Annotated in this window: 13 protein-coding genes; 8 read left to right on the top strand and 5 right to left on the bottom strand. The window is 69.0% G+C overall.

Going from position 1 to position 15,278, the window contains the following annotated elements:
* Positions 1–209 precede the first annotated feature (209 nt).
* Positions 210–1,607 carry a serine hydrolase domain-containing protein gene (locus BMZ45_RS02830; RefSeq protein WP_091632169.1) on the bottom strand — a complete coding sequence of 466 codons (1,398 nt, stop codon included), beginning with the start codon at positions 1,605–1,607 and terminating at the stop codon, positions 210–212.
* A gap of 72 nt (positions 1,608–1,679) precedes the next feature.
* On the opposite strand from BMZ45_RS02830, the gene BMZ45_RS02825 reads away from it, so the two are divergent.
* From BMZ45_RS02825 to BMZ45_RS02810, 3 genes are all read left to right on the top strand, one after another.
* On the top strand, positions 1,680–2,273 hold the full coding sequence (locus tag BMZ45_RS02825) for a LemA family protein (RefSeq protein WP_091632167.1): 594 nt from the start codon (positions 1,680–1,682) through the stop codon (positions 2,271–2,273).
* A 120-nt stretch (positions 2,274–2,393) separates the two neighbouring features.
* Positions 2,394–4,286: a M48 family metallopeptidase gene (locus BMZ45_RS02820; protein WP_091632165.1), complete on the top strand. Its 1,893-nt coding sequence runs from the start codon at positions 2,394–2,396 to the stop codon at positions 4,284–4,286.
* Between the two features lie 730 nt (positions 4,287–5,016).
* A complete protein-coding gene (locus BMZ45_RS02810) occupies positions 5,017–5,295 on the top strand; it encodes a hypothetical protein (RefSeq protein WP_139215367.1) in 279 nt (92 codons plus the stop codon).
* 86 nt (positions 5,296–5,381) lie between these two features.
* On the opposite strand, the gene BMZ45_RS02805 is transcribed toward BMZ45_RS02810, so the two are convergent.
* Positions 5,382–6,968: a GMC family oxidoreductase gene (locus tag BMZ45_RS02805; protein WP_091633996.1), complete on the bottom strand. Its 1,587-nt coding sequence runs from the start codon at positions 6,966–6,968 to the stop codon at positions 5,382–5,384.
* Between the two features lie 266 nt (positions 6,969–7,234).
* Here BMZ45_RS02805 and BMZ45_RS02800 point away from each other — a divergent pair, with 266 nt between their 5' ends.
* From BMZ45_RS02800 to BMZ45_RS02780, 5 genes are read left to right on the top strand one after another with little or no spacing between them, the layout of a single operon-like run.
* A complete protein-coding gene (locus BMZ45_RS02800) occupies positions 7,235–8,536 on the top strand; it encodes an NTP/NDP exchange transporter (protein ID WP_091633993.1) in 1,302 nt (433 codons plus the stop codon).
* The gene (locus BMZ45_RS02795; RefSeq protein ID WP_217643137.1) at positions 8,533–9,675 is read left to right on the top strand and encodes an NAD-dependent epimerase/dehydratase family protein; all 1,143 of its coding nucleotides are present in this window, start codon (positions 8,533–8,535) and stop codon (positions 9,673–9,675) included. Before BMZ45_RS02800 ends, BMZ45_RS02795 begins: the two co-directional genes overlap by 4 nt.
* Positions 9,672–10,559 (top strand): metallophosphoesterase, encoded by an 888-nt coding sequence (locus BMZ45_RS02790; protein WP_091632162.1) that lies wholly within the window; start codon positions 9,672–9,674, stop codon positions 10,557–10,559. Before BMZ45_RS02795 ends, BMZ45_RS02790 begins: the two co-directional genes overlap by 4 nt.
* A 55-nt stretch (positions 10,560–10,614) precedes the next feature.
* Positions 10,615–11,181 (top strand): DUF922 domain-containing protein, encoded by a 567-nt coding sequence (locus BMZ45_RS02785; protein WP_217643136.1) that lies wholly within the window; start codon positions 10,615–10,617, stop codon positions 11,179–11,181.
* 56 nt (positions 11,182–11,237) lie between these two features.
* On the top strand, positions 11,238–11,591 hold the full coding sequence (locus BMZ45_RS02780; protein WP_091632158.1) for a DUF1304 domain-containing protein: 354 nt from the start codon (positions 11,238–11,240) through the stop codon (positions 11,589–11,591).
* 32 nt (positions 11,592–11,623) lie between these two features.
* Here the strand turns inward: BMZ45_RS02780 and BMZ45_RS02775 are convergent, their stop codons facing one another.
* From BMZ45_RS02775 to BMZ45_RS02765, 3 genes are all read right to left on the bottom strand, one after another.
* Positions 11,624–12,001 (bottom strand): hypothetical protein, encoded by a 378-nt coding sequence (locus BMZ45_RS02775; protein ID WP_091632155.1) that lies wholly within the window; start codon positions 11,999–12,001, stop codon positions 11,624–11,626.
* Between the two features lie 82 nt (positions 12,002–12,083).
* Entirely contained in the window at positions 12,084–12,551 is a 468-nt protein-coding gene (locus BMZ45_RS02770) for a hotdog fold domain-containing protein (protein ID WP_091632153.1), read from the bottom strand.
* 163 nt (positions 12,552–12,714) lie between these two features.
* Positions 12,715–15,192 carry an acyl-CoA dehydrogenase gene (locus BMZ45_RS02765; RefSeq protein ID WP_091632150.1) on the bottom strand — a complete coding sequence of 826 codons (2,478 nt, stop codon included), beginning with the start codon at positions 15,190–15,192 and terminating at the stop codon, positions 12,715–12,717.
* Between the last annotated feature and the right edge of the window lie 86 nt (positions 15,193–15,278).

Here is a 15,278-nt window from a genome sequence, read left to right as displayed (position 1 = left end):
CCGTAGGGTGTGGTGAGCCGAAGGCGAACCGCACCGTCGCGCTACGCCGGTGCCCCGCGCCGGCGCGGTTGCCACCGCCTCCTACGAACGGCGCAGGGTCGTGAGGCTCGACGCATGGCCCTTGCCGCACGCCGTCGCGGACGCATGCGCGCAACCGCCGCCGCGCTTGCGCGCAGCGACTGTGGATAGGGAAGAACGCGGCGCGCCGCTTAGCGCGGCGCGGCGGTGGCCGTGGAGGCTTCGCTGCCCGGCGGATTGGCCGGCGGGCGGCCGCTGTTGCCGGCGTCGACGTACAGGGTCGGGTCGTCGAAGTCGACGTCGAGCCAGCGCTCCGGCGGCAGGCCGATCGCGCGGTCGAGAATGGTCGGCAGCAGTCCGGAGGGCAGGGCGCTCTCGCTGTTCCAGAGCACGGCGATGCCGAGGTCGCGTTCGGGCAGCAGCGCGACCAGGCCGCGATAGCCCTGCACCGCGCCGCCATGGAACACCAACTGGTGGCCGGCGTAGTCGTACACGCGCCAGCCCAGGGCGTAGCCGGCCGAGCTCACGCGCGAACGGCGCCAGGCCGAGCCGCGGGTTTCGCCGGGCGTGTCGACCAGCGGCTGGTGCAAGGTCGCCAGCAACGGCGCCGGCAGCACGTCGGGGCGATGCCCGGTCTGTGCGAGCAGCCACTGCGCCATGTCGCTGGCGCTGGCGTTGACGCCGGCGGCCGGCGGCAGCTGGTAGTAGGTGGGCTTGGGCGTCACCGAGGTCCAGCCGCCGCGTGCGCGCACGTGCGGACGCGCCCAGCGCGCGCTGGCGGTGATGCCTTCCAGGCCGAGGCTGGCGTCGTTCATGCCCAGCGGCTTGAACAGGCGACGCTGCACTTCCTGGCTGTAGAAATCGCCGGTGGCCGCGAACACTACGTCGCCGATCAGGCTGAAGGCGATGTTCTGGTAGCCGTAGCAGGTGCCGGGCTGGCAGGACATCGGCGCGTACGCCAGCTTCTGCGTCAGCGTGCGGTAGTCGGTGTAGTTCTCGAGGTCGCGGTCGTAGGTGTTGTGGGTCAGGCCGACGCGATGGCTGAGCAGGTCGGCGACGGTGATCTGCTGCGCCGCGTAGGGATCGACCATCTGGAAGCCGGGCATGTAGTCGACCAGCTTGCTGTCCCAGCGCAGGGTGCCGTCGTTGACCAGCACGCCGGCCATGGTCGCGGCCACGCCCTTGGACAGCGAGGCCAGGCGGAACACGGTATGGGCGTCGACCGGCTCGGCCGCGCGCACGTCGGTGATGCCGTAGCCGCGCGCGCTGAGGATGCGGCCGTTGTGCACGATCGCCATGGCCAGGCCGGGCACGCGTTGATTGGCGACCAACTGCTGGGCCATGCCTTCGAACTGCTGCACGTCGAAGCCGGAAGCCAGCGGCATGACGTTGTTGCGGCGCATGACCTGGGTCGATACCGGTTGCGGCAGCGCCCGCGCGGGCTGCGCGTTGGCGTTGGAAGTATTCGACGGCGGATTCCAGCGCAGCGAGGTCTGCGCGGCCGAACCCAGGGTGAGCGTGAGCAGTCCGGCGAGGCTAGCCACGCGCCAGAAGGTACGTCGCGACCGCGGGTTCGGCTCGTCTTTCATCGGTCGCAGCGCCTGCGTATGCTGGGGTTGCGACCGATCATAGCGCCGATCTAAGGGGATTGGGGAACAACCATGTTCAGCATTCTGATTTTGTTGGCTTTAGTGGTGATCGTCGCAGTTTGGGTCGTAGGCATTTACAACGCCCTGGTGACGTCCCGGAACGCCTATAAAAACGCCTTCGCCCAGATCGATGTGCAGTTGCAGCGGCGCTTCGACCTGATCCCGAATCTGGTCGAGACGGTGAAAGGCTATCTGAGTCATGAACGCGAGACCCTGGAAGCGGTGATCGCGGCCCGCGGCGCGGCCGTTTCCGGCCTGGCCGCGGCCAAGGCCAACCCCGGCGATCCGGCGGCGATGGAGCAGCTGGCGGCGAGCCAGGGCCAGCTGAATGGGGCGCTGGGCCGTTTGCTCGCGGTCTCGGAGGCCTATCCGGACCTCAAGGCCAACCAGAACATGATGCAGCTCACCGAGGAGCTGACCAGCACCGAGAACAAGGTCGCCTTCGCGCGCCAGGCCTACAACGACTCGGTCATGGCCTACAACAATCGGCGCGAGATCTTCCCGTCCAGCGTGATCGCCGGCATGTTCAATTTCGCCGCCGCCGCGCTGCTGGAGATCCCGGCCGACCGCGCCGAAATGCGCGCAGCGCCGAAGGTGCAGTTCTGACAAGCCGGGAATCGGGAAAGTGAATAGGGAATCGCCAGAGCCAATAGGGCGGTGGTCCCGCGGCGATGTCGCCGTCGCTCTTTTCGATTCCCCATTCCCGATTTCCTATTCTCGTCCGCAATGAACTTCTTCGAACACCAGGCGCAAGCCCGGCGTACGTCGACCCGGCTGGTGTTGCTGTTCGGCCTGGCCGTGCTCGGCATCGTGCTGGCGGTGGATCTGGCGGTGCTGATATTCGCCGGCGCGCATCCCGGCCTGCTGACCCTGGCCACGCTGGGCACCCTCGGCGTGATCGCGCTGGGCTCGCTGTACCGCATCTCCAGCCTGCGCGGCGGCGGCGAATCGGTCGCCCTGCAGATGGGCGGCGTGCCGGTGCCCGAGAACACCCAGGATCTGAATCTGCGCCGCCTGCGCAACGTGGTCGAGGAAATCGCGATCGCCTCCGGCGTGCCGGTGCCCAAGCTGTACGTGCTCGAACACGAGGCCGCGATCAATGCCTTCGCGGCCGGCTACTCGCCCTCCGACGCGGTGGTCGCGGTGACCCGAGGCGCGCTGGACCGGCTCAATCGCGACGAGCTGCAGGGCGTGATCGCGCACGAGTTCAGCCACATCCTCAACGGCGACATGCGCCTCAACATCCGCCTGATCGGCGTGCTGTTCGGGATCCTGATGCTGGCCATCATCGGCCGCAAGATCCTCGAGGGCGGGCGCGGCGGGCGCAGCAGCAAGGGCGTGGGCGCGATCCTGGTGGCGGCGCTGGTGGCGATGCTGGTCGGCTACATCGGCCTGTTCTTCGGGCGCATGATCAAGGCCAGCGTGAGCCGCAGTCGCGAGCGCCTGGCCGACGCCTCGGCGGTGCAGTTCACCCGCCAGACTTCGGGCCTGGCTGGCGCGCTGAAGAAGATCGGCGGCCTGCACGAGGGTGCCAAGCTCAACGACCGCGCCGATGCCGAGGAGGTCAGCCACCTGTTGTTCGGCGACGGCGTGGGCTTCAGCGGTTTGTTCGCGACCCATCCGCCGCTGCTGGAGCGGATCCGCGCGCTCGAGCCTTCGTTCCGCGCCGATCAACTGGAAGGCCTGACCCGGCGTTGGGCGATCGAGCCGCCGCACGGTCTGGACGAGGACCGTTCGATGGGCCTGGCCCGTCCGCTCCAGCCGCCGCCGCTGCCGGAGATCGACAGCAGGCATGCGCTGACGCCGCCGATGGTCGCGGCTCAGGTCGCGCATCCCGGCGCCGACGACTACCGCCGCGCCGACAGCATCGTCGCGACCCTGCCCGACGCGTTGCGCGCGCTGGCGAGCCAGCGCGACGCGGTGGTGCCGCTGCTGCTGGCCCTGCTGCTGGACGAGGACGCGCAGATCGCCTCGCGTCAGCACTACGAGATCGCGGCGCGCCTGGGGCCGGAGCTGGCCGATGCGGCACGCGCGCTGCGTGCGCAGGCGCTGGCCGATCTGCATCCGATGCTGCGCCTGCCGCTGGCCTCGCTGGCCTTCCCTGTGCTGCGTCTGCGTCCGCGGCCGCAGTTGAACGCGTTCATGGACGCGGTGCAGGCGGCGGTGAATGCCGACGGTCGGGTGTCCTTGTTCGAGTACTGTCTGGCGCGTTTGCTCACGGTGCAGGTGACCGAGTCGCTGGATCCGTCGCGGCACGCGCGCTTCGGGCGGCGCAAGCCGCAGGCGGTGGCGGCGGAGCTGGCGACGCTGTTGGCGGTGGTCGCGCAGAGCGGGCACGCGGATGCGGTGTCGGCGCAGCGGGCGTATCTGGCCGGTCTGCAGCGCATTCTGCCGCAGGAGCATCGTCCCTATGCGCCTCCCGCGGACGGGGTGTTGGCTTTGGATCGGGTGTGGGAGGCGTTGGATGCGCTGGATCCGTTGGCCAAGCAATTGCTGGTGGAGGCGGTGACGGCGGCGATCAGTCACGACAACCGGGTGGCGGTGGCGGAGGCGGAGTTGCTGCGCACGATCTGTGCGGTGTTGCATTGTCCGTTGCCGCCGATGTTGGCCAAGGCCTGAGGGCCTTCGTTTCGGTTTTGCTTTCGTCGAGGCCTCGCGAAGGTCAATAGCTTCCCTTCTGCTGCGCATGCCGGTCACTTTCTCTCGCTCCTAGCTCCCTCCTTTGTAAAAGGAGGGTTGGGGAGGATTTGCTTTTGCTTTGCTGTCGTCTTTTCTGACCGAAGGTCAAGGGCTTCCGCCTGCTTCGCATGCGGGTCACTTTCTCTTGCTAGCCCAAGAGAAAGTAACCAAAGAGAAGGGCTAGCGTGACCAAACCTCCCCTGCGGGTTCGGGGCTGGCGCGGGGATTTTTCGAATGGACATCCTTGTCCATTCGAAAAACGGCGCGCGTCCTGCGCGCCGCCCTTCGGGTCTACGGTTGGTCGTGTGAGTGCGGAGCTTTTGGATTCCAATGCAACGGCAACGGCAACGGCAACGGCAACGGCAACCGCAACCGCAACCGCAATCGCAATCGCAATCGCAATCGCAATCGCAATCGCAATCGCAATCGCAATCGCAACCGCAACCGCAACCGCAACCGCAACCGCAGTGGCAGCGGGCGCCGGCGTTGGGGCGTGGGGGCAGCGCGGTCGTTGCACTGTGCTTCTGACCGGCCAGCGGAATCTGCTAGCGTGTGGCTCCGACTAGCGTGCGGAGGCCGCCGCTGCCTCCCTGAGCGGTTCGCTGGGGCTGCCTGTCAGTAGGAGCGAGCGCTTTCGTTGCCCGGTGGGGACGATGTTCAGCAGCTTTCAATGGAGGAAACCGCAATGAAGGGATGGACTGCAAAACGCGTGGGGTTGGCGCTGTTCGTCGGTGCGATGCTGTTGGCCGCTCCGGTCGCGGCGGAGCCGACCTATGCGTGCACGGCGGAAACGGAGGGGCATATGTTCCTGGTGCCCTACGATCATCCGGTCGATCCGGGCTACTACTACCAGTGCCGCGGCGGTGCCTGGCGTCTGGTAGGCATCTGCACGGCGAGCAACGGCTGTCCGCCCGAGCCGGATCCGAACGGGCCGATCGTCGAGATGTAAGGGCTTGTCGCGGGCTCGGGCCCGCGGTGGCCGCTCTACGGTTTTCGGTTTGGCGCGATGGCGGGCTCGAGCCCGCCATCGCGCTGTTACTGCGTACGCCCGCGGATCAAATCCGCGGCGCGCTCGGCGATCATCATGGTCGGCGCGTTGGTGTTGCCGCCGATCAGGGTGGGCATCACCGAGGCATCGACCACGCGCAGGCCTTCGACGCCGCGCACGCGCAGCTGCGGGTCGACCACCGAGGCGTCGTCGCTGCCCATGCGGCAGGTGCCGACCGGGTGGTAGACGGTTTCGGCCTTCTCGCGGATGAACTCGATCAGTTCGGCGTCGCTGTAGTCGCTGCGCGGCGGGAAGATCGGCGCGCCGCGGTAGGCGTCGAAGGCCTTCTGCGCGAACAGTTCGCGCGAAAGCTTGGCGCACTCCAGCATCATCTTCAGGTCGAAACCTTCCGGATCGGTCAGGTAGCGCGCCTCGATGCGGGCCTTGTCGGACGCGCGCGCGCTCACCAGCGAGATGCGGCCGCGGCTGCGCGGGCGCAGGAAGCAGGCGTGCAGGGTGTAGCCGTCGCCGGCCAGGCGGCGGCGGCCGTGGTCGTCGAGCATGGCCGGCACGAAGTGCAGCTGGATGTCGGCGCGCTCGTCCGGCGCCAGCGCCGAACGCACGAAGGCGCCGGCCTCGGCGATGTTGCTGCTGCCGGGGCCGCTGTGGCCGCGCAGGTAGTAGTCGAAGGCGATGCGCACATCGCTCACGCGGTCGTAGGTGACGCGCTGGGTCGAGTGCTGCAGGGTGCAGATGTCGAGGTGGTCCTGCAGGTTCTCGCCGACCTGGCCGACGTCGGCGACCACGTCGATGCCGAGCTTGCGCAGCTGCGCGGCCGGGCCGACGCCGGACAGCATCAGCAGCTGCGGCGAATTGATCGCGCCGCCGCTGAGCAGGACCTCGCGCGAGACCTCCTGGTGGAAGGCCTGGCCGCCGGCGGTGTAGATCACGCCATTGGCGCGGCCCTTGTCGAAGGTGATGCGGTTGACCTGGGCGCCGGTGACGATGCTGAGGTTGTGGCGTTCGCGCGCCGGGTCCAGGTAGGCGACCGCGCTGGAGCAGCGCGCGCCGTTCTTCTGGGTGACCTGATAGAAGCCGAAGCCCTGTTGCGCGGGGCCGTTGAAGTCGCGGTTGACCGCGTAGCCGGCTTCGCGGCCGGCCTCGATGAACACCTGCGACAGCGGATTGGTGTAGCGCAGATCGGACACGTACAGCGGGCCGTTGGCGCCGTGCAGGGCGTCGTCGCCGCGGCTGTTGCGCTCGGAGCGACGGAAGTAGGGCAGCACGGCCTTCCAGTCCCAGCCGCTGGCGCCCTGGGCCGACCAGTCGTCGTAGTCGCCGGACACGCCGCGGATGTAGCACATGGCGTTGATCGAGCTCGATCCGCCCAGGACCTTGCCGCGCGGCCACCACAGGGTGCGGTCGTTGAGCTCGCGCTCGGGGGCGGTGTCGTAATCCCAGTTCACGCCCTTCTTGCCGACCAGTTTGGCCAGGCCCGCGGGCATGTGGATGAAGGGGTGGCGATCGCGCGGCCCGGCCTCAAGCAGCAACACCTTGGTGTCGGGGTCTTCGCTGAGACGATTGGCGAGCACGCAGCCGGCCGAGCCGGCACCGATGATGATGTAGTCGTACACGCCCACGCCCTGTCTGTGACCGGGCGACCGTAAGCCCGGCGATTAGAGCAAATGCTCCCAATCGCTCCGGTTCGTCGCGCTGGCGGGGTAAGGCGGCTTGGGCTAACGTTCCGCCAGCACGTGCCGGCCAGCGCGCACGGGAGCGAGGACATGACGCGCGACCCCCGCCAACCGCCGACCGCAGGACGGCGCCCGTGACCGATCAGGCTGCCGTCGGCGCCGCCGACGCCGCGGGCCAGGGCCGCTGGACGCGTTTCCGCGCCGCCCTGGCCGATTCGCCGCCGCTGTGGTGGTCGCTGCTGTACTTCTTCAGCCTGCTCTGCGGCTACTACGTGCTGCGCCCGGTGCGCGACGCGATGGGCGCCTCGGGCGACATCGAGACCGTGTTCCCGCCCGGCCTGATCGCCTGGGCCCTGAGCCACGGCGTGTCGCTGAAGGAGTTCACCCTGCAGGTGCTGTTCACCTGCACCTTCCTGGCGATGCTGGCGTTGCAGCCGATCTATGGCGCGCTGGTGTCGCGCTTTCCGCGCTGGGTGTTCCTGCCGGTGGTGTACCTGATCTTCATCGTCTGCCTGCTCGGCTTCTACTGGGCCTTCCACCGCGAGCTGCCCGGCCGCGGCGCGTTGTTCTTCGTCTGGGTCGCGGTGTTCAACCTGTTCGCGGTCACGGTGTTCTGGAGCTTCATGGCCGACGTGTTCGACAACGAGCACGCCAAGCGCGTCTACGGCTACATCGGCGCGGGCGGCACGGTCGGCGCGCTGGCCGGGCCGGTGCTGACCAGCGTGCTGGTGGGGCCCCTGGGCGTGGCCAATCTGCTGCTGGTGTCGGCCTGTTTCCTGGGCCTGTGCCTGCTGTGCATCCTCAAGCTGCGGGTCTGGGCGATCCGGCGCGAGCGCGCCAGCGGCGGCGGCAGCGGCGAGGTGGCGATGGGCGGCTCCGTCGTCGCCGGCCTCAAGCTGGTCTGGCAGCGGCCGGTGCTGCGCGCGCTGGCGATGCTGATGTTCTTCGGCGTCGGCGTCGGCACCCTGCTGTACAACGAGCAGGCCGCGATCGTGAAGGCGTTCTATCCCGGTGCGAAGGAAGCCACGCGCTACTACTCGACCATCGACAGCGCGGTGAACCTGACCACCATCCTGGTGCAGTTGCTGCTCACGCGCTTCCTGCTGCGGCGCTGGGGCGTGGCGCCGACCCTGTTGATACCCGCGTTCGCGATCCTGTTCGGCTATGCCTTGCTGGCGATGTCGCCGCTGCCGCTGCTGGTGGCGATCGTGCAGGTGGCCACGCGCGCGGGCGAGTTCTCGCTGGCCAAGCCCGGGCGCGAGACCCTGTATACCCGGGTCGACCGCGAGTCGCGCTACAAGGCCAAGGCGGTGATCGACACCGTGGTCTACCGTGGCGGCGATCTGACCTTCGTCTGGCTGCACAAGGCGCTGGCGCTGTTCGGCTCGCGCGTGGTGTTCGTGGCCGGCATCGGCGTCGCCCTGGGCATGACCTTCGGCGCATGGCGGCTGATCCGCGCCCAGCGCACGCTGCCGGTCGACGCCACCACGCCGGGGACCGACCGATGACCGACCGCCGCGACTTTCTCGTTGCCGGCCTCGCCGGCGCCAGCCTGCTGGCCCTGCCCGGGTTCGCAAGCGCCAAGGCGCGCCCGAAGCCGATGAAGATCCTGGTCATGGGCGGCACCGGCTTTCTCGGGCCGCACTTCGTCGAGGCCGCGCGCAAGGCCGGGCATACGCTGACCTTGTTCAATCGCGGCAAGACCAATCCGGAGCGTTTCTCGGGCGAGGATTTCCGCGACATCGAACAACTGCACGGCGACCGCAAGACCGACATGAAGGCGCTGGAGGGCGACCGCCGTTGGGACGCGGTGCTCGACACCTCGGCCTATCTGCCGGCCGACGTGACCCGCTCGACCCAGCTGCTGGAATCGCGTGTGGGCCAATACCTGCTGGTCTCGACGATCTCGGTCTACGCCAAGACCGACACCCCCAACCAGGACGAGCGCGCGCCGCTGGCGCAGCTCGCCGACCCCACGGTGACCGAGGTGACCGGCGAAACCTACGGCGGCCTCAAGGCGCTGTGCGAGCGCGCGGCCGAAACGCAAATGCCGGGCCGCGTGACCGTGGTGCGGCCGGGCCTGATCGTCGGCCCCGGCGACACCACCGACCGCTTCACCTACTGGCCGGCGCGCGCCGACCGCGGCGGCGAGATCCTCGCGCCCGGCAGCGCGCAGGACCCGACCCAGTTCATCGACGTGCGCGATCTGGCGGCGTTCCTGCTGCGCATGCTGGAGCAGCGCAAGACCGGCATCTACAACGCCGATGCGCCGGCCGGAAAGCTGAGCATGGGCGAGTTGTTGACGACCTGTCAGCAGATCGCGGGCCAGATGAAAGCGCCGAAGTCGACCCTGACCTGGGTGCCGGCGGCGTTCCTGGAAGCGCAGAAGGTCGGGCCCTGGCAGGACATGCCGGTGTGGATTCCGGCGCAGGGCGAGTACGCCGGTTTCGGCCGTATCAGCAGCGCCAAGGCCCAGGCCGCGGGCCTGCGTTACCGGCCGCTGCCCGACACGGTGCGCGACACCCTCGCGTACTGGCGCGGCCTGCCCGCCGCGCGCCGCGCCAAGCCCAAGGCCGGCCTGTCGGCCGCGCGCGAGGCCGAAGTGCTGGCGGCCTGGCACGCGCAGGCCCAGCCCAAGGCGGGATGAGCGCGCCGCGCCGGTGGTGGGCGTGGCGGCGGCGCTGGAGCGCGCGCATCCTCGCCCTGCTGGTGCTGAGCTTCGCGGTCTGGGGCTGCGTGATCGAGCCCGGGTCCTTGACCCAACGCGACTACGCCTTCGCCCTGCCGAACTGGCCGCGCGAATGCGATGGGCTGCGGGTGGACCTGGTGTCCGACCTGCACGTGGGCTCGCCGCGCAACGGCGTGGCGCAGTTCGACCGCCTGGTCGCGCGGCTCGCGGCCAGCGACGCGCAGGCGGTGCTGATGGCCGGCGACTACGTGATCCTGAGCGTGTTCCTGGGCACCTACATCCCCGCCGAGACCGTCGCCGAGCACCTCAAGCCGCTGACCGCGCGCAAACCGGTGTACGCCGTGCTCGGCAATCACGATTGGTGGAAGGACGGCGCGCGCGTGCGACGCGCGCTGGAGTCGGCCGGGGTGGTGGTGCTGGAGGACCAGGCGCGCGAAGTGCAGCTCGGCCCTTGCCGCCTGTGGATGGTCGGCGTGGGCGACCTGCTGGAGGCCCCGCACGACGTCGCGCGTGCGTTTTCCGCAATCCATGACCAAGCCCCGGCCCTGGCGATCACGCACAATCCGCTGGTGTTCCGGCGCATGCCTGCGCGCGCCTCGCTGGTGATGGCCGGGCATACCCATGGCGGCCAGATCGCGTTTCCGCTGCTGGGGCGGCCGGGTTTGTGGAAGGAGGCCGACGGCGCGTATCCGGTCGGGCATTTCGTAGAGGGCGGGCGGCAGTTGTTCGTGACCCAGGGCATCGGCACCAGCATCCTGCCGATCCGGTTCGGCGTGCCGCCGGAGATTTCCAGGCTGCATTTGTGCGGGCAGGGCCGCGATCGCGACCGCGCCTGTCGTTAGCACGACGGAGGAGCGCTGAGGCATGGCCGCAGGCGGACGCGCATGGCGATGGACGATGGCGTTGTGGGCGCTGGCGCTGCCTTGCGCCGCGCAGGACGCGCCGACCGCCGAGGTCTCGATCGAAGAGCGCGTCGCGACCTACCGCATCTTCGGGCGCAGCGCGCTGGAGCTGGCCGGGCAGATGCGCCAGTACGGCCCGCAGCACGCCTACGGCGGGCGCCGCCTGGCCGGCAGCACCGATTGGAACGTGACCTGGACCTACCAGTCGCTACCGCGCCGCGATCGCTGCGAACTGATCTCGGTGACGGTGGGCGCCGAGATCGTGACCACCCTGCCGGAGTGGAGCGGCGCGCGCGTCGACAGCGACCTGGCGCGCGAGTGGCGGCGCTTCTACAAAAGCCTGCAAGCGCACGAGGCCGGCCACGTCCAGCACGGCCGCGAGGCGGTGCTCGCGGTGCGCGACGCGATGCTGGCGCGGCGGTCGGCGCCCGACTGCAAACTTCTGCGGCGCGCGCTGGACGATGCCGCGCGCGCGCAGCTGCGGCGCTACACCGCCTTGACCCGCCGCTACGACGCGCAGACCGAGTTCGGCCTGCGCCAGGGCGTGCAGCTGCGGCCTTGAGCGCGCGGGCGCTTCCGGCCCTAGACTAGGCCGGATCGAATCCTGCCGGAGCCGCCATGTCCTTGCTCGCCGTCTCGCTGATCCTGCTGGTCGCCGCGCTGCACGCCGGCTTCCTAGTCCTGGAAATGTTCCTGTGGACCCGGCCCGCGGGCTTGAAGGTGTTCCGCCAGTCGCGCGAGAAGGCCGAGCAGTCCAAGGTGCTCGCCGCCAATCAAGGCCTGTACAACGGCTTCCTCGCCGCCGGCCTGATCTGGGCCGCGGCCGGGGGCCGCCGCGACGTGGCGCTGTTCTTCCTGGGCTGCGTGGTGGTAGCCGGCGTCTACGGCGCGGCCACGGTCAACCGCCGCATCTTCTTCGTGCAGGCGGTGCCGGCGCTGGCGGCGATCGCGGCGCTGTGTCTGGCGGGTTGATCGGGCTCGTCCAGCGCGCGCCTGCGAACCCCTCAACCCAGCAAGGGCATCGCAAACACCACCGCGCCCACCACGAACAGCGCGGTCAGCACATGCACCAGCGGCCGGTTGATGCGCAGGAACACGAACTGCTCGATCGTGCGTCCGACCCAGAACAAGGACATGCCGGCCAGCACGGCATGCCCTAGCGCGCTGGCCTGCAATTCGTCGGTGTAGAAGAAGCACAGCGCGGCCACGCCCAGAAATACGTAGATCAGGCGCAGGTTGAGGATCTGCAGGATCGCGCGATCGGCGACGGTCGCGGCCTTCAGGGTGTCGCGCCAGCGGAACAGCTTCCAGAACGCCAGGTGGAAGGCGGCGAAAGCCAGGCTGTGCAGGCCGCCCAGCCAGATCCAGGTATGCGCGCTCATGGCCGCACTCTAGCCGATGCCCGCGACGCGGATTGTGCCGCCACCGACCGAATGTCCCGCAGCAAACGACCGGGAATCGCGCTCACTTGCGCGGCGACACCCACATCGCGATGCGGGCGCGGAACACCGCCTCGCCGGCGTCGTTGTTGACCACCACGCTGACCGGCAGGTTGTAGCCGGACGCGGCTTCGACCACCGGGATATCCGGCGTGGCGATGCCGTGCATGGTGCCGGTGGCCTTCTTCAGGTACTCGACCGTCATGCCCTTGGGGATCCAGCGCATGCTCGGCGGGATCGTGGCGTCGGTCATGACCCCGGCGGTGAGTTCGGCCAGGTTGCACAGCGCGATCGCGTGCACGGTGCCGAGGTGGTTGGTGACGCGGCGGCGGTGGCGCAGGCTGGCCTCGCAACGGCCGGGTTGCAGCGACACGAAGCGCGGCGAGATGCTGGCGAAGTAGGGCGCCTTGAGGCAGACCGCGCGCGAGAACAGCCAGCGCCCGGCGGGCATGCGTTCGAACTTGCGGTACAGGGCGAGGACGTTGCTGCTCATGTCGGGGGTTCCGCTAGGGCGCGCTCGTCGCGTCGAACGGCGACGCGCGCTGCATCGAATGGGGTGGGCCGCCAGACGCCGGTCGCCGCCGCATGCGAAAACGGCGGGCCCGAAGGCCCGCCGTTGCGATCATGCGTGGTGGCGTGGCACGCCGGCGCCCGCGTCAGGCCGCGGCGCGCGCGTCGTGGCCGTGGTCGTGCAGGCCGCGGTAACCGGCCGAGCGCAGCTCTTCGGCGTCGAAGTCGTCGACGCTGATCGCATCGATGGTCATCTCGCGTAGTTCTTCCAGCTGCTTGCGCTCCTCGGCGGTGATCCAGCCCTCGCGCACGCCCTCGTCGAGCTGGCTGGCGAAGTCCAGCGCTTCGATGTCGCTGTTCTTGAGCGCCTTGAGGAACTTGCGCTCCACCGGCTCGGCCAGGATCACCTTTTGCAGGTAGCTATTGATGCGACCGGCCGGGTTGTTCGCGCAAGGCGTGGTGAACACGCCCTCGGCGAGGCGGTCGCGGGCGTCGTTGGGCGACATCAGCAGCGCCGCGGCGCGGTGGCCCAGGCGGTCGCTGGGGGCCTGCGCGCGGCGGCCCCAGGGGAAGATCAGCGCCCACAGCAGCCAGCCGACCGGACGGATCGGGAAGTTGCGCAGCGCGCCCGACAGCGCCAGCTCGATCTTGTGCACGGCGTCGTGGAAGGCCCAGGCCAGCAGCGGCTGGTCGCCGACCGGACGGCCCTGGTCCTCGTAGCGCTTGAGCATGCTGCTGGCGATGTAGAGCTGGCTGAGCACGTCGCCCAGGCGCCCGGACAGCGACTCCTTGAACTTGAGCTTGCCGCCCAGCAGCAGCATCGAGGTGTCGGCCATCACCGCCAGCGTCGCCGAGTAGCGGTTGAGCTTGCGGTAGTAGCGACGGGTGTAGGTATCGCCCGGGGCGGCGCCGATGCGCGCGCCGGTGAAGCCGTACCACCAACTGCGCACCGCGTTGGAGATCGCGAAGCCGATGTGGCCGAACAGGTTCTTGTCGAACTCGCGCAGGGCTTCCTTCTTGTCCGGCAGCATCGCCGCCTTCATTTCCTTGAGCACCCACGGGTGGCACAGGATCGCGCCCTGACCGAAGATCATCAGCGAGCGCGTCATGATGTTGGCGCCCTCGACCGTGATCATGATCGGCAGCGCCTGCCAGTTGCGGCCGGCGTAGTTCTTCGGGCCCAGGATGATGCCCTTGCCGCCGTGGATGTCCATCACGTCCTTGGCGACTTCGCGCGCCATCTCGGTGCAGTGGTACTTGGCGATGGTGGAGGGCACGGCCGGGTTTTCGCCGCGCGCGACCGCCGCGGCGGTGGCCTGCGACAGCGCGCTGACCGCGTAGGCGTGGCCGGCGATGCGCGCCAGCGCTTCCTCGACGCCCTCGAAGCGGCCGACCGAGAGGCCGAACTGCTTGCGGATGCGCGCGTAGGCGCCGGTCACGATCGCGCCCATCTTGGCGCCGCCGCTGCCGGTGGAGGGCAGGGTGATCGAGCGGCCGATCGACAGGCACTCGACCAGCATCTGCCAGCCCTTGCCGGCGTAGGCTTCGCCGCCGATCAGCTGGCTGAGCGGGATGAACACTTCCTTGCCGTGGATCGGGCCGTTCTGGAAGGTGCTGTTGAGCGGGAAGTGGCGGCGGCCGACTTCGACGCCGGCGGTGTCGCGCGGCAGCAGCGCCAGGGTGATGCCGATGTCGCGCTTGTCGCCGATCAGGCCGTCCGGGTCGTACATGCGGAAGGCCAGGCCGATCAGGGTCGCGACCGGCGCCAGGGTGATGTAGCGCTTGTCGAAGGTGAGCTTGACGCCGACCACGCGCGCGCCGTTCCAATCGCCCATGGTCACGATGCCGTAGTCCGGAATCGAGGTGGCGTCGGAACCGGCCCAGGGACCGGTCAGGCCGAAGCAGGGCACTTCGCGGCCGTCGGCCAGGCGCGGCAGGTAGTGTTCCTTCTGCTCCTGGGTGCCGTAGTGCATCAGCAGCTCGGCCGGGCCCAGCGAGTTGGGCACGCCGACGGTGGAGCTGACCACGCTCGACACCGAGGCCAGCTTCTGGATCACCTTGTGGTTGGCCAGCGCGCTGAAGCCCAGGCCGCCGAACTCCTTGGGAATGTTGAGGCCGAAGAACTTGTTCTTCTTGATGTAGTCCCACAGCTCCGGCTGCAGATCGGCGTAGACGTGGGTGATTTCCCAGTCGTTGGTCATCTTGCACAGCTCTTCGACCGGGCCGTCGAGGAAGGCCTGTTCCTCCACGCTGAGCTCGGGCTTGGGCTGCGACAGCAACGCATCCCAGTCCGGCTTGCCGGAGAACAGTTCGCCCTCGAAACCGACCGTGCCGGCTTCCAGCGCGGTGCGCTCGGTTTCCGACAGCGGCGGCAGGATCTTGGTGTAGAAGCCCAGCAGCGGCTTGGTGATCAGCGGCAGGCGGATCTGCGGGATCAGCAGCGGCACCGCGATCAGGGCCACGATCGCGGCCGCGACGATGGTCGCGATCGGATTGGCGCCGAACAGCCAGCAAGCGACCAGCACGGTCGCGGTGAGGGCGGCCCAGACCGGCAGACGCAGCCGGTGGTAGGCGGCGATCGCACCAATAAGGAGGAAAGCGAGGAAGGGAATGGCGATGCTCATGGCGACGCTCCAGCGGTATTACGACGTGTTGGCTAGGCTCAGGCTAGTCGGGCGGGCGTGATGCGAGTGCCTTGCGCGTGGGCTTG

It is taken from the genome of Lysobacter sp. cf310 (genome assembly GCF_900114355.1).
In the GTDB taxonomy this organism is placed as follows: Bacteria; Pseudomonadota; Gammaproteobacteria; order Xanthomonadales; family Xanthomonadaceae; genus Lysobacter.
The sequence above is the reverse complement of the archived record's forward strand: the minus strand, read 5'-3'. Positions and strand labels throughout refer to the sequence as shown.

Coding starts and splice junctions, on each gene's coding strand:
- BMZ45_RS02830 (WP_091632169.1), bottom strand. CDS start 1,607: ATGAAAGACGAGCCGAACCCGCGGTCGCGACGTACCTTCTGGCGCGTG.
- BMZ45_RS02825 (WP_091632167.1), top strand. CDS start 1,680: ATGTTCAGCATTCTGATTTTGTTGGCTTTAGTGGTGATCGTCGCAGTT.
- BMZ45_RS02820 (WP_091632165.1), top strand. CDS start 2,394: ATGAACTTCTTCGAACACCAGGCGCAAGCCCGGCGTACGTCGACCCGG.
- BMZ45_RS02810 (WP_139215367.1), top strand. CDS start 5,017: ATGGAGGAAACCGCAATGAAGGGATGGACTGCAAAACGCGTGGGGTTG.
- BMZ45_RS02795 (WP_217643137.1), top strand. CDS start 8,533: ATGACCGACCGCCGCGACTTTCTCGTTGCCGGCCTCGCCGGCGCCAGC.
- BMZ45_RS02790 (WP_091632162.1), top strand. CDS start 9,672: ATGAGCGCGCCGCGCCGGTGGTGGGCGTGGCGGCGGCGCTGGAGCGCG.
- BMZ45_RS02785 (WP_217643136.1), top strand. CDS start 10,615: ATGGCGTTGTGGGCGCTGGCGCTGCCTTGCGCCGCGCAGGACGCGCCG.
- BMZ45_RS02780 (WP_091632158.1), top strand. CDS start 11,238: ATGTCCTTGCTCGCCGTCTCGCTGATCCTGCTGGTCGCCGCGCTGCAC.
- BMZ45_RS02775 (WP_091632155.1), bottom strand. CDS start 12,001: ATGAGCGCGCATACCTGGATCTGGCTGGGCGGCCTGCACAGCCTGGCT.
- BMZ45_RS02770 (WP_091632153.1), bottom strand. CDS start 12,551: ATGAGCAGCAACGTCCTCGCCCTGTACCGCAAGTTCGAACGCATGCCC.
- BMZ45_RS02765 (WP_091632150.1), bottom strand. CDS start 15,192: ATGAGCATCGCCATTCCCTTCCTCGCTTTCCTCCTTATTGGTGCGATC.